General features: G+C 70.7%; 17 protein-coding genes and 1 pseudogene. 11 read left to right on the forward strand and 7 right to left on the reverse strand.

Going from position 1 to position 11801, the window contains the following annotated elements:
- Positions 1 to 9: 9 nt before the first annotated feature.
- From rpsN to rpmB, 3 genes are read right to left on the reverse strand one after another with little or no spacing between them, the layout of a single operon-like run.
- Complete coding sequence (gene rpsN / locus ACWGLC_RS04075; protein ID WP_182633241.1) at positions 10 to 315, reverse strand: 30S ribosomal protein S14; 306 nt, start codon at positions 313 to 315, stop codon at positions 10 to 12.
- A 3-nt stretch (positions 316 to 318) separates the two neighbouring features.
- Positions 319 to 483, reverse strand: a complete 165-nt coding sequence (rpmG, locus tag ACWGLC_RS04080; protein WP_010542298.1) for a 50S ribosomal protein L33 — start codon at positions 481 to 483, stop codon at positions 319 to 321.
- Position 484: 1 nt separating this feature from the next.
- The gene (rpmB, locus tag ACWGLC_RS04085; protein WP_230930081.1) at positions 485 to 721 is read right to left on the reverse strand and encodes a 50S ribosomal protein L28; all 237 of its coding nucleotides are present in this window, start codon (positions 719 to 721) and stop codon (positions 485 to 487) included.
- Positions 722 to 1108: 387 nt separating this feature from the next.
- Between rpmB and ACWGLC_RS04090 the strand changes: the two genes are divergently transcribed.
- The 7 genes from ACWGLC_RS04090 to ACWGLC_RS04120 all read left to right on the forward strand — a co-directional run bounded on the left by ACWGLC_RS04090 (position 1109) and on the right by ACWGLC_RS04120 (position 6092).
- Complete coding sequence (locus ACWGLC_RS04090) at positions 1109 to 1369, forward strand: type B 50S ribosomal protein L31 (protein ID WP_230930080.1); 261 nt, start codon at positions 1109 to 1111, stop codon at positions 1367 to 1369.
- 51 nt (positions 1370 to 1420) lie between these two features.
- A complete protein-coding gene (gene rpmF / locus ACWGLC_RS04095; protein ID WP_230930079.1) occupies positions 1421 to 1591 on the forward strand; it encodes a 50S ribosomal protein L32 in 171 nt (56 codons plus the stop codon).
- Between the two features lie 185 nt (positions 1592 to 1776).
- Positions 1777 to 2460 (forward strand): response regulator transcription factor, encoded by a 684-nt coding sequence (locus ACWGLC_RS04100; RefSeq protein ID WP_230930078.1) that lies wholly within the window; start codon positions 1777 to 1779, stop codon positions 2458 to 2460.
- A 2-nt stretch (positions 2461 to 2462) separates the two neighbouring features.
- Entirely contained in the window at positions 2463 to 3854 is a 1392-nt protein-coding gene (locus tag ACWGLC_RS04105) for an ATP-binding protein (protein ID WP_452098686.1), read from the forward strand.
- Between the two features lie 386 nt (positions 3855 to 4240).
- Positions 4241 to 5338, forward strand: a complete 1098-nt coding sequence (locus ACWGLC_RS04110; RefSeq protein ID WP_452098687.1) for a S1C family serine protease — start codon at positions 4241 to 4243, stop codon at positions 5336 to 5338.
- Positions 5335 to 5910 carry a MogA/MoaB family molybdenum cofactor biosynthesis protein gene (locus tag ACWGLC_RS04115; protein ID WP_452098688.1) on the forward strand — a complete coding sequence of 192 codons (576 nt, stop codon included), beginning with the start codon at positions 5335 to 5337 and terminating at the stop codon, positions 5908 to 5910. Before ACWGLC_RS04110 ends, ACWGLC_RS04115 begins: the two co-directional genes overlap by 4 nt.
- The gene (locus ACWGLC_RS04120; RefSeq protein WP_452098690.1) at positions 5907 to 6092 is read left to right on the forward strand and encodes a hypothetical protein; all 186 of its coding nucleotides are present in this window, start codon (positions 5907 to 5909) and stop codon (positions 6090 to 6092) included. Before ACWGLC_RS04115 ends, ACWGLC_RS04120 begins: the two co-directional genes overlap by 4 nt.
- A 118-nt stretch (positions 6093 to 6210) precedes the next feature.
- Here the strand turns inward: ACWGLC_RS04120 and mscL are convergent, their stop codons facing one another.
- On the reverse strand, positions 6211 to 6639 hold the full coding sequence (gene mscL, locus ACWGLC_RS04125; protein WP_452098691.1) for a large conductance mechanosensitive channel protein MscL: 429 nt from the start codon (positions 6637 to 6639) through the stop codon (positions 6211 to 6213).
- Between the two features lie 119 nt (positions 6640 to 6758).
- Positions 6759 to 7331: a hypothetical protein gene (locus tag ACWGLC_RS04130; RefSeq protein WP_452098692.1), complete on the reverse strand. Its 573-nt coding sequence runs from the start codon at positions 7329 to 7331 to the stop codon at positions 6759 to 6761.
- Between the two features lie 120 nt (positions 7332 to 7451).
- Here ACWGLC_RS04130 and ACWGLC_RS04135 point away from each other — a divergent pair, with 120 nt between their 5' ends.
- On the forward strand, positions 7452 to 7721 hold the full coding sequence (locus tag ACWGLC_RS04135) for a hypothetical protein (RefSeq protein WP_452098743.1): 270 nt from the start codon (positions 7452 to 7454) through the stop codon (positions 7719 to 7721).
- Between the two features lie 14 nt (positions 7722 to 7735).
- Here the strand turns inward: ACWGLC_RS04135 and ACWGLC_RS04140 are convergent.
- Positions 7736 to 7876 (reverse strand): annotated as a pseudogene (locus ACWGLC_RS04140) (FmdB family zinc ribbon protein); the annotation flags it as partial.
- Between the two features lie 36 nt (positions 7877 to 7912).
- Positions 7913 to 8491, reverse strand: a complete 579-nt coding sequence (locus ACWGLC_RS04145; RefSeq protein WP_452098693.1) for a 5-formyltetrahydrofolate cyclo-ligase — start codon at positions 8489 to 8491, stop codon at positions 7913 to 7915.
- 108 nt (positions 8492 to 8599) lie between these two features.
- Between ACWGLC_RS04145 and ACWGLC_RS04150 the strand changes: the two genes are divergently transcribed.
- The 3 genes from ACWGLC_RS04150 to ACWGLC_RS04160 all read left to right on the forward strand — a co-directional run bounded on the left by ACWGLC_RS04150 (position 8600) and on the right by ACWGLC_RS04160 (position 11699).
- Positions 8600 to 9499 carry a UTP--glucose-1-phosphate uridylyltransferase gene (locus tag ACWGLC_RS04150; RefSeq protein WP_230930070.1) on the forward strand — a complete coding sequence of 300 codons (900 nt, stop codon included), beginning with the start codon at positions 8600 to 8602 and terminating at the stop codon, positions 9497 to 9499.
- 266 nt (positions 9500 to 9765) lie between these two features.
- Positions 9766 to 11028, forward strand: a complete 1263-nt coding sequence (gene glp / locus ACWGLC_RS04155) for a molybdotransferase-like divisome protein Glp (RefSeq protein ID WP_230930069.1) — start codon at positions 9766 to 9768, stop codon at positions 11026 to 11028.
- A gap of 23 nt (positions 11029 to 11051) precedes the next feature.
- Positions 11052 to 11699, forward strand: a complete 648-nt coding sequence (locus tag ACWGLC_RS04160; RefSeq protein WP_452098694.1) for a GNAT family N-acetyltransferase — start codon at positions 11052 to 11054, stop codon at positions 11697 to 11699.
- Positions 11700 to 11801: the final 102 nt, after the last annotated feature.

The raw sequence follows: 11801 nt of genomic DNA on the forward strand, positions 1-11801 counted from the left end.
ATTACCTACTCACCAACTCGACTTCGTGACACCGGGCAGCTCGCCACGGTGGGCCATCTCGCGCATGCGAACGCGGGAAAGGCCGAACTTCCGGAGGTAGCCGCGCGGGCGGCCATCGGCGACGTCGCGGTTACGCACCCGCACGGGCGAGGCGTCACGCGGCATCTTGTTGAGTGCGGTCTGGGCATCCATACGTGCCTCGTCCGAGCTCTCGGGGTTCTTGATGATTGCCTTGAGCTCGGCGCGGCGCTCGGCGAACCGGGCGACCTTAGCCTTGCGCTGCTCGTTGCGCGCGATCTTGGACTTCTTGGCCACGGGTCAGCGCTCCTCTCGGAATTCGACGTGCTTACGGACGACCGGGTCGAACTTCTTGAGGACGATGCGGTCCGGGTTGTTACGACGGTTCTTGCGGGTCACGTACGTGAACCCGGTACCGGCCGTGGACTTCAGCTTGATGATGGGACGAATGTCGTTACGGGCCATCTCAGATCTTCTCCCCACGGGCACGGATACGGGCCACCACGGCCTCGATGCCGTCGCGGTCGATGGTCTTGATGCCCTTCGTCGAGACCGTCAGCGTGACGCGACGACCCTCGGAGGGCAGGAAGTAGCTACGACGCTGGACATTCGGGTTCCAGCGACGGTTGGTCCTGCGGTGTGAGTGCGAGACGGACTTGCCGAAACCCGGCTTCCGTCCCGTTACCTGGCAATGCGCCGACATGGCGTGGTTCTCCTTCCGCCCCGTCCTCGGTGGCGCGCGGCGGAGGAACGCTCGTCCTCCGGCCGGGGCCGGAGCAAGAGCGGATCGCCACGTCGCGAACACCTTGAGAGGCGATTGCAAACGTGCAGACAACAGCGATGGTCTAGTTTACGCAGCCGGTGGCCCGAAACGGTAATCGGCACGTCAGTGGTGGTATCGCCGCCGCTCACGCCGCGCCGGGCGGCGGGCGTCCGTGCTTGAATTGGGTGCTCGGCCATCATACGGGTACGATCTACCGATGCGTGTGCTGAGACCGGACTCCCCGGTTCGGCCACTGGCCACAGCGCGCCCCACTCGTGGGGCGAGCGCCAGACCCACAGTCTTCTACCGAGCTAGAGGGATCCAGTTATGAAGAACGATATCCACCCCGACTACCACCCGGTGGTCTTCCAGGACTCGGGCACGGGCACCAAGTTCCTCACCCGTTCCACCGCCACCAGCGACCGCACGGTCGAGTGGGAGGACGGCCAGTCCTACCCGCTGATCGTCGTGGACGTGACCAGCGAGTCGCACCCGTTCTGGACCGGCGCGCAGCGTGTCATGGACACCGCCGGCCGCGTCGAGAAGTTCCAGCGCCGCTACGGCAACCGCACCCGCCGCGCCAAGTGAGCCGCGGGGCGCACGCGCCCCGATCCACCTTTTAACCCGAGGACACACATCATGGCAGTTCCCAAGCGCCGCCTCTCGCGCGCCAACACCCATTCCCGTCGTTCGCAGTGGAAGGCTGACAACGTCGCCCTCCAGGAGACCAAGGTCGACGGCCGCGCCGTCGTCCTTCCCCGTCGTCTGGTGAAGGCCGCGAAGCTCGGCCTGGTCGACCTCGACCGCTGAACCGCCTCCGGCTGATTCCGATCAGCCGAGTACGGCGGTGCCCGGCGCGCCGCACGCACACGCCCGTCACGAACCCGGTGGATCCTCAGGGAGCCACCGGGTTCGTCGGCGTCTGAGGGGCCGTCTTCAGCGTCACCCTGTGATTCCTCAGCAGGGGTTCAGGCACGTGCGCGAGACTGAGCGTCATGAAGATCCTCGTGGTAGACGACGACCAGGCGGTGCGCGAATCGCTTCGACGCTCGCTGACGTTCAACGGATACGAGGTCGACCTGGCCGGTGACGGGATCGAGGCCATCGAGATGGTGGACGAGGACCGTCCCGACGCCGTGATCCTCGATGTGATGATGCCCCGTCGGGACGGCCTCGAGGTGTGCCGGATCCTCCGTAGCCGAGGCGACGACCTGCCGGTGTTGATGCTCACCGCCCGTGATGCGGTGTCCGAGCGGGTGGCAGGGCTCGACGCCGGCGCCGACGACTACCTGCCCAAGCCGTTCGCGTTGGAGGAGCTGCTGGCGCGTCTGCGGGCACTGCTGCGCCGCCGGGGGCCCGAGTCCGAGGACGCCGACGAGGTGTTGGAGTTCGAGGATCTGCGCATGGACCTCGCGACCCGGGAGGTCACGCGAGGCGAACGACGGATCCAGCTCACCCGCACCGAGTTCTCGCTGCTCGAGCTGCTTCTGCACCACCCGCGACGGGTGCTGACACGCAGCCACATCCTCGAAGAGGTGTGGGGCTACGACTTCCCGACCTCCGGCAACGCGCTCGAGGTCTACATCGGTTATCTCAGGCGCAAGACCGAGGGAGAGGGAGAGGTCAGGCTCATCCACACCGTCCGTGGTGTCGGATACGTGCTGCGCGAGACGCCGTAGCGGTGGCAGCCGGCACGGTCGGGAGGAACTCCACACCGATCTCGTTGCACCAGCGGGTCACCCTGCTGGCGGCGAGCTCGGTGGGGGTCGCTGTGGCTCTCATGGCCGTCGCGGCCTACTTCGTCGTGTCCGGGTCCCTGTACAAGGGCGTCAACGAGCGGCTCCAACAGCAGGCGGACCAGCTGGTCAACAGCCAGCTCGCCTCGGAGTTCGCGCTGCAGTCCCGGAGTACGCTCATCGCGCTCCGGGCTTTCAACCCGAACCTCGACGCGCAGATCATCGCCCCGTCGGGCGGTCGCACCGCGACCGGCGAGCCGTTCCAGATCGGCGCACCCGAGATCGGGGTGGTTCGGGGCGAGGCGGAGTCGAGCCTGCGCGCCTCCGGGGGCAAACAGATCTATGCCGTCGGCGTTCGCGACGGCTCCACCCTGATCCTGGCGCAGGACCTCGGCCCCACCCGGGCGACGCTGAACAGGCTCGCGATCGTACTCACCCTGGTCGGGGCGGCGGGGATCGCCTTGGCCGCGGTCGCGGGCACCGCGGTGGGGCGGACCGGCCTGGCGCCGGTGGCCAAACTCACCAGAGCGGTCGAGCGGATCGCGCGCACCGACGACCTACGGCCCATCCCGGTCACCGGGGACGACGAGATCGCACGGCTGACCACCAGGTTCAACCAGATGCTGATCGCGCTCAGTGAGAGTCGGGAGCGGCAGGCGAGACTCGTCGCGGATGCCGGCCATGAACTCAAGACCCCTCTGACCAGCTTGCGGACCAACGTGGAGCTTCTCATCGCGGCAAGCCGTCCGGGCGCGCCGTCGATCCCGGACGACGATCGTCGGGAACTCGCGGTCGACGTGGTGGGGCAGATCTCCGAGCTGAGCCAGCTGGTCGGCGATCTGGTCGAGCTGGCTCGCGAGGACTCCGGGGAGGTCGAGCTGGAGCCGGTCGCGGTGTCCGAGGCCGTCGAGCGTGCGCTCGAGCGCGTCCGGCGTCGGCGACACGACGTCGACTTCCGGGTCGAGCTCGTTCCCTGGTACTCGTTCGGTGACTCCGCCGGCATCGAGCGGGCCGTGCTCAACATCTGCGACAACGCCGCGAAGTGGAGCCCCGGCGGCGGGACCGTCACAGTGCGCATGCGCCCGATCTCCGAGGCGGTGATGGAGCTGACCGTCGCGGATCAGGGGCCGGGGATTCCCGAGTCGGACCGACAGCTGGTGTTCGAGCGTTTCCATCGCTCGCGCGAGGCGCGGGCCATGCCGGGGTCCGGGCTCGGGCTGGCCATCGTGCATCAGGTCGTTACGCGGCACGGGGGCACCGTCGAGGTCGGCGAAGCCGAGGGGGGAGGCGCGGAAGTACGCGTGACTCTTCCGGGTAGCGAGGAGTCTTCCGTCTGAACCGACTGGTGGCGCGATTCCAGGCTCGTTTCAGCGGACACACAGCACCGTGGGGGACGATGGCGGGTATGGAGAACGAGAACGGTCGAGTCCCGGGTACATCCGGGTCCGGCGACGAATGGGCGTCGGGAACAGGTACGGGAGCGGGCGGTCACGGTCGGCAACCTGCGGGACAGTATCCGCATGGGGGACAGGGTCCTCACGGCCCGCAGAACCCGTATGCCGGCCCGTCACAGGGACAGGCGCAGGGCGCGGGTGGCGGAAGCTGGACCGGTGGGGGCGCGCAGCCGACTGCCGGCGGTCCCGGCGGTCCCCAGCCCTTTCCCGGTGGTCCCGGCGGCCCCCAGCCGACCTCGGTGTTCCCTCCCGCTACCGGGCCGCAGCCCATGGACCCGTCGGAGCCGGGTGCTCCGCGGGAGAAGAAGCCCGGCCGGGGACTGCTCGTCGCGGGGATCATCGCGGCGATGCTGGTCTCGGGCGGTCTGGGTGGCTGGGTCGGAGCGAGTGTCGCCGGAGGCTCCGGTGGGGGGCTCTCCTCGCCGATCAGCATGTCGCAGCCGGAGAGTCAGGCGCCGGACGGCACCGCCGAGGCGGTGGCGGACAAGGTCCTGCCGAGCGTCGTCTCGATCGCCGTGCGCGGCCAGACCGGGAGTGGCGAAGGATCGGGCGTGATCCTCACCCAGGACGGCTTGATCATCACAAACAACCACGTGGTCGGTATGGCGGCTGCAGGCGGCGAAATCCAGGTCCGTTTCGATGACGGATCCAAGGCGCCCGCCCGGATCATCGGTACCGACCCGGCGACCGACATCGCCGTCATCAAGGCGGACACGTCCAAGGCGCTCACGCCGGTCTCCCTGGGTACGTCGGCGAACCTCAAGGAAGGCCAGGCGGTCGCGGCGGTCGGTTCGCCACTGGGGCTGTCAGGGACCGTGACCACCGGTATCGTCTCCGCGCTGGATCGCCCGGTGCGGGCCGGCGGCGCGCAGTCCGACCAGAGCACGGTGATCAACGCCATCCAGACCGACGCCGCCGTCAACCCCGGCAATTCGGGTGGCGCCCTGGTCAACATGAACGGTGAGCTGGTGGGCATCAACTCGGCTATCGCCTCCCTGGGCTCCGGGAACTCCGGGTCGATCGGCCTCGGGTTCGCGATCCCCGTGGATCAGGCCCGCCGTATCGCCGATCAGCTGATCAAGCAGGGTTTCGCCACGCGGGCGATGCTCGGGGTCTCGGTCAGTGACGCGCCCGGGAGTGACGGCGCCCTCGTCCGGGGGGTCGAGGCCGGCGGGCCGGCGGCGGAGGCGGATATCCGTGACGGGGCGATCATCAGCCGCGTCGGGGAGCGCATCATCGAGAACGGCGACGCACTGGTGGCGGCAATCCGCTCCCACGCCCCCGGGGAGACGATCAGTGTCACCTATGCTGCACGTGAGGGCGAGCAGCCGACCACCGTCGACGTTGTACTGGGAGAGGCGAGATGAGCACCAGATTCGATCCGCGGGCACTGCCCGGAGGCCGCAGGCTGCCCACCGAGGTGGAGTTCGATCCGGAGGCGGCCGAGCCCGTGGAGCCGCGCATCGCGGGCCGCGCCATGGTGGTGCTCGTGACCGACCGCTCCGGTGAACACGGGGACACCATCGGCCCGCTGGTCACCGAACTGCTCGAGGAAGAGGGCTTCCTCGTGGGCGGCGTGGTGGGGGTCGCCGCCGAGGAGACCGAGGTGCGTAAGGCGCTGGAGACGGCGGTCGTCGGTGGCTTCGACTTCGTGGTCACCATCGGCGGCACGGGCGTGGGGCCCCGCGACATCACGCCCGAGGTGACGGAGGAGATCCTCGACCAGCGGTTGCCGGGTATCGCCGAGGCCGTCCGTTCGTCCGGGCTGACCGCCGGTGCGGTCGACTCGATCGTGTCCCGCGGCTACGTGGGGGTCTCCGGCAGCACGGTCGTGGCCAACCTGGCACCGAGCCGGGCCGCGATCCGCGATGGCATGGCCACCCTGTGCCCGCTGGTCTCCTACGTCGTGGCGCAGCTGTCGGACCTCGACGAGTTGTGACCGACCGGAGCACGGCCCGGCCGGACACAGCCGGGTCGGATAGACCCCGCCCGGACAAGGCCCGGCTCGACGCCGTGTTCGGCGAGACCCTGCCCGTGACCACCTCCGACGAGCGGCGCGGGCGGGACGGTCACCTGGACGACGACTGGTGGCGCGAGCAGCGCCCACCCCATCACGGTTGAACCGCGGTCCCCGGTCGGCCACGCAGAGAACCCCTGCTCCTTCAGGTGAGGAGCAGGGGTTCTCTGCTGTGCGGATCTCCCGCCCGCGCCCGGTTCCGGTGAGCTGGCAGGCTGCGGGTCACAGGTTGCTGGAGGGGCTCTGCGGGTCGGAGGGGTGCGTCAGGGGACGGCCGGCGAGCAGGTCGCGGATCTCGACCAGGAGGTCGTTGTCGCTCGCGGGGGCCTCGACGCCCTTGCGCTTGGCGGCGGCCTCCTTCATCGAGTTCATAGGTGCCACCAGGACGAAGTAGATGATCGCGGCGATCAGCAGGAAGTTGATGATCGCGGTCACGAGCATCCCGAAGTCCATGATGGTCTCGGGATTGTCCGGCAGTAGCTGGACCGCGAATCCGATCTCCTTGTTGCCGCCGAGAAGTGCGATGAGCGGATTGATGATCGCCGTGGTGAAGGCGTCGACGATGGTGGCGAACGCCGAACCGATGACAACGGCGACCGCGAGGTCGATCACGTTGCCCTGCATGATGAATTCCTTAAAGCCCTTGAGCATCGCGCACTCCTACCTGTCAGTGCCCGGTCCATCATGTGAATGGCCGTGCGTTCGTGTGTGGTGCGGACGGATAGTACCAACACCTCCGACCGGATCCGAAGCACTGTCAACAGTACTTTTCATCCATGGACGATCACCGCGAGCGGCGTCCCGGCGGCGGTCGCGGCCAGCTCCGGCGCGGCGGATTCGGGGACCTCGACGAGGATCGACCGGCCTCCCGTGCGCGCGGGCGGAGCGTCGCGGACGCGGGCCGCCCGGGCCACGACAACCGGCGCGCCCCCGGTCGCCACGTCGTGGTCCGGGGTCGCTTCCGCATTCGCGCCTGCGGCGTCAGCGCGCGCGGTGCCGGTGTTCGCTGCCTCTGCGCCCGCAGCGGCGACGGCCACGAGGTCGACGAGGTCCCCGGGGCTGAGGACGTCGGCCACCGCGGGGTCGGCGAGCGGGATGGGAACGACCCGCAGGGCCTCGCCGTCTGCCGACCGGCGGTGCGGGGAGAAGTCCGAGAGGGTTCCCGAGCTTCCGGGAAGGCCGCCGTGAGCGGGGGTGAGGTCCCCGGCGGTGGCGTCCTCGGCGTCGTCGGCCCCGCCGGCGAACGGCGCGGCCAGCACGAGCGCACCCGCGAGGGCGATTCGAGCGGCGCGTCGGCGCCGCCAACGACCCGGTGCGGTCGCGGTGGCGATGGTCCCGCGCATGTGGATCCCCCGTCGGTCGGCGCCTAGGGCGGCGGTGTGGGGCCGACGGTACCGGCGGTCGGCCCCGACCAATCGAGGAAAACGGCGTGGGAGCCGGCGCCTGTGGAGGGGGAGCGGCCTGTGGAGAACCGGTTGCGGCAGGCGGTGGCGTTCGGTGCGACGACGACGCCGAGGCGGCGGCTACGTGCTGCCTACGTGGTGCCCGAGCTGCCGGACGAGCTCGAGCCGGAGGAGCTGGAAGCCGACGAGCTGCTCGACGGGCTGCTGCTCGAGGACCCGCTGCTGGAAGAGCCACCGCTAGAGGAACCTGACGAGGAGCCTCCGGAGGAGTTGCCCGACGAGCCGGTGCCGCCGGACGAGCCCGCGCCGGCGCGGCTGTCGGTGCGGTAGAAGCCGGAGCCCTTGAACACGACGCCCACCGTGTTGAACAGCTTGCGCAGGCCGCCCCCGCACTGCGGACAGTCCGTCAGCGAGTCCTCGTCGAAGGACTGCTGGATGTCGAACGCGACGTCACAGTCGCGGCAGCGGTACGAATAGGTGGGCATGGGGCCTCCCGGGGAGCAGGGACAACGCCTGGCACTCTACTCCGCTGAGTGCCAGGTTTCGAAGTCGAGAAGCCCCTCCTCCGTGATCACGCCGTCCACCGCGCGGTCGTGGGCCTCGACCGGGACGCGCTCGACCACGTTCTCGGTATCCAGTAGCGCCAGCAGGCGGGTGCGTGGCCCCGCGAACTGAAGGGAACGGTCGTAGTAGCCGCCGCCCCGGCCGAGTCGGTTGCCCCGGCGGTCCACGGCCACGGCCGGCACCAGCACGAGATCGGCCCCGGCGATCGTCTCCGGACCTTCCGGTGGCGCCGACGGGACGGGGATGCCGAAACGGCCCGGCGCCAGGTCCGCGGGGCCGGCGTACTCCGCCCATCCCAACGGGCCCACCGCCGGGGAGACGGGGAGAAGAACACGCGCGCCGGAGTCGACGAGACGTGAGAGGAGTCCGGAGCCGCCGGCCTCGTCGTCGTCGGGAACATAGGCACAGACCACCATCCCGGCGGAGACGATCTCTCCCAGTCCGACCAGGATCGCGCCATCGCGCTCGGCGCGCACCGACGGCGGCACCGCGGCGCGCCGGGCGCGCACCACCCGCCTCAGTTCGGACTTGTCCATGGCCCCAGTCTGCCTGGCGACGGAGGGGCGCCGTCTCATAGGAGAGGCGCCGGGTTCGGGGCGAGGCGTGGCGTGGGGGAGTCAGGTCCTGCGTCTACAGTGATGCCCATGACGTCCACCGCTTCGTCCGACTCGCAGTTCCGGACCGCCGTCGTGCCCGCCGCAGGCCTCGGGACCCGGTTCCTGCCCGCCACAAAGACGGTGCCCAAGGAGCTGCTGCCGGTCGTCGACACGCCCGGTATCGAGCTCATCGCCGAGGAGGCCACCGAGGCCGGCGCGGGTCGCCTGGCGATCGTCACCTCCGAGCGTAAGGTCGGCGTGATGGCGCACTTCGCCGATGACCCGGTCCTCGAGGGCACCCTCGAGGACCGCGGCAAGGACGTGCTGCTGCACAAGGTGCGGCGCGCGCCCGGCCTGATCGAGGTCGTGGACGTGCGCCAGGAGGAACCGCTCGGGTTGGGGCACGCGGTCGCGCAGGTCGAGTCCGAGCTGGGCGCCGACGAGCAGGCCATCGCCGTGCTGCTGCCCGACGACCTGGTTCTGCCGTTCGGGATCCTCGGCCAGATGTCGGACGTGCGGGCCGCGCGTGGCGGCAGCGTGCTGTGCGCGTTCGAGGTGGATCCGGAGAACGTGTCCTCCTACGGCGTGTTCGAGGTCGAGGACACCGACGATCCGGCCGTGAAGAAGGTGCTCGGCATGGTCGAGAAGCCGGCTGCCGAGGACGCGCCGTCGAACCTCGCCGCGGCCGGACGGTACGTCCTGGACCGGGTGATCTTCGACGCGCTGCGGCGGATCACCCCCGGCGCCGGTGGCGAGCTGCAGCTCACCGACGCGATCGACATGCTCATCGACGAGGGGCACCCCGTGCACGTGGTGGTGCACGACGGCGCCCGCCACGACCTGGGCAACCCCGGTGGCTACATCAAGGCGTGCGTGGACTTCGCGCTGGACAACCCGGCGTACGCGGACGACCTGCGCGAGTGGCTCGCCGGCCGGCTCGGTTCCTGACACCGACCCGCCCCGGCGCCGACAACGGCCCACTGAGGCCGGCACCGGCCGCCGGGGGGAACGGGCGTGGTCTGGTGGGCGTAGCCGAGACCCCGCCCGTGCGCTGCGAACACGCCCGGATTCGGCGGCGCCGCCGCGGAAGTCGGGCATATGGCCGCTACCCTCTCCCACAGAGACCCGGGGGCCCGGCTCCGCGGCGCGGTGGCGAGCACCGCCCCGCGGGCGCGGGCTGATTCGGCCGGAACAGGTACGGGAAGGGGGCACTGGTGCGCTCTGTCGAGGAACAGCTGGCTCTGGTGACGGCGGCCGCGGTCGCCCCGCGCCCGGTTCGGGTGTCGATCTCCGAGGCACAGGGTCTGCTGTGTGCCGAGGAGGTCGTGGCCGAACGACCACTCCCGTCGTTCGATCAGGCGGCCATCGACGGCTACGCGGTGCGCAGCGTCGACGTCCGGGTCGGCGGCTCCGGAGACGGCCGCGGCGAGGGCGAGCAGTCCGGCCCCGCCACGCTGCCGGTGGTCGGGCAGATCACCGCCGGCTCCCGGCAGCCCACGCGACTGCAGCCGGGCCAGGTGGTCCGCGTCGACACCGGAGCGCCCCTGCCGACACTCGCGGACGCGGTCCTGCCCGTGGGCTGGGCCGAGGCGTCGGGACGGCACATCACCCCGACCCGTGGCGTCCGCACCGGCGACTACGTGAGGCGGATCGGCGACGACGTGCAGCCGGGCGATGTGGCGGTGCGCGCCGGGAGCATCATCGGGCCCGCCCAGGTGGGCCTGCTCGCGTCCGTCGGCCGGGCCAAGGTGCTCGTGCACCCCAAGCCGCGGATGTCCGTCATCTCGGTGGGCGACGAGCTCCTCGACGTGGACGCCCGCCCCGGCACCGGGCAGGTCTACGACGTCAACTCCTACGCGCTCACCGCCGCCGGCCGCGACGCCGGCGCCGACGTGCACCGGGTGGGCATCGCCAGCACCGAGCCCGGACGCCTGCGCGAGGTGCTCGAGGGGCAGCTCGTGCGCTCCGAACTCGTGGTGGTCTCCGGCGCCGCGGGCGGTGAGGCCACGACCCGCATCCGGCAGGTGATGGCCGAGCTCGGTGAGATCGAGGTCAACCGCGTGGCGATGCACCCGGGTTCCGTGCAGGGGTTCGGCCGGCTCGGACGCGACGAGGTGCCCACCTTCCTGCTCCCGTCGAACCCGGTCAGCGCGCTGGTGGTGTTCGAGATCATGGTGCGCCCGCTGATCCGCATCGCGCTCGGCAAACGCCAGCCCATGCGCCGCACGGTCCGCGCCCGGACCGTCGCCCCCATCTCCTCGGTCGAGGGTCGTCGCGGCTACCTGCGCGGGCAGCTCATGCGCGACACCGACACCGGCGAGTACCTGGTCCGGGCACTCGGCGGTGCGCAGGGCGCCTCCACGCACCTCCTGGCCTCGCTCGCCGAGGCGAACTGCCTCGTCGTGATCGATCCCGAGGTCGACGCGGTGCGGGCCGGCGACGAGGTCGACGTGATGTTCCTCGCCCAGCGCGGCTGAGCGGCGCGACCGTGTGGAGCGCGTTGGCGGGCGAGACCGCCCACCATCCGGGCTGGCCGATCGAGGCCGGCCCGCTCCGTGTCCGCGGCGGGGTCGTGACCCTGCGTCCGGTGCGCCGCAGGGACGCGCGCGAATGGTCGGCGCTGCGGCTGGGCGAGCGGGCGTACCTGGAACCGTGGGAACCCACGGTCGAGGGCCCTTGGAGTCAGAACAACACCCCACGAGCGTGGCCCGGAATCCACTCGCAGCTGCGCCGCTACGCCCGCGCGGGGGCCACGATCCCCGCGGCCATCGAGCTGAACGGCACGTTCTGCGGCCAGCTCACCGTGGGCGGGATCGTGCGCGGCGCGCTGCACTCGGGCTGGATCGGCTACTGGGTGGGCCGGCCCTTCGTCGGTACGGGCGTGGCCACCGCGGCACTGGCCCTGGGCCTGGATCACGCGCTCGGGCCGGGCGCCCTGCACCGCGTCGACGCCACCGTCCGCCCGGAGAACGCGGCCAGCCGCGTGGTGCTCGAGCGTTGCGGTCTACGGCAGGAGGGGGTGCTACGGCGCTACCTCCACGTGGACGGCGCCTGGCGGGACCATCTGCTGGTGGCGCGCACCCGGGAGGAACACGGCAGGGGAGCCGTGGCCGCGCTCGTGGACGCCGGATTCGCACAGCGCGTCTGAGTATGTCCTGAGCATCGTGACCTGCGGCGCGCCGCCACAAAGCCGGGCTCGGCCGCCGTTACGGTTGGGACCTCACCACGACGTCCCGAGTCGGGGTAGACG

Source organism: Dietzia sp. NPDC055877 (assembly GCF_053615975.1).

Bases quoted from the DNA above. Each gene is read 5' to 3' on its own strand.
- rpmG (WP_010542298.1), bottom strand. From the start codon at position 483: ATGGCCCGTAACGACATTCGTCCCATCATCAAGCTGAAGTCCACGGCC.
- rpmB (WP_230930081.1), bottom strand. From the start codon at position 721: ATGTCGGCGCATTGCCAGGTAACGGGACGGAAGCCGGGTTTCGGCAAG.
- ACWGLC_RS04090 (WP_230930080.1), top strand. From the start codon at position 1,109: ATGAAGAACGATATCCACCCCGACTACCACCCGGTGGTCTTCCAGGAC.
- rpmF (WP_230930079.1), top strand. From the start codon at position 1,421: ATGGCAGTTCCCAAGCGCCGCCTCTCGCGCGCCAACACCCATTCCCGT.
- ACWGLC_RS04100 (WP_230930078.1), top strand. From the start codon at position 1,777: ATGAAGATCCTCGTGGTAGACGACGACCAGGCGGTGCGCGAATCGCTT.
- ACWGLC_RS04110 (WP_452098687.1), top strand. From the start codon at position 4,241: ATGGACCCGTCGGAGCCGGGTGCTCCGCGGGAGAAGAAGCCCGGCCGG.
- ACWGLC_RS04115 (WP_452098688.1), top strand. From the start codon at position 5,335: ATGAGCACCAGATTCGATCCGCGGGCACTGCCCGGAGGCCGCAGGCTG.
- mscL (WP_452098691.1), bottom strand. From the start codon at position 6,639: ATGCTCAAGGGCTTTAAGGAATTCATCATGCAGGGCAACGTGATCGAC.
- ACWGLC_RS04130 (WP_452098692.1), bottom strand. From the start codon at position 7,331: ATGCGCGGGACCATCGCCACCGCGACCGCACCGGGTCGTTGGCGGCGC.
- ACWGLC_RS04145 (WP_452098693.1), bottom strand. From the start codon at position 8,491: ATGGACAAGTCCGAACTGAGGCGGGTGGTGCGCGCCCGGCGCGCCGCG.
- ACWGLC_RS04150 (WP_230930070.1), top strand. From the start codon at position 8,600: ATGACGTCCACCGCTTCGTCCGACTCGCAGTTCCGGACCGCCGTCGTG.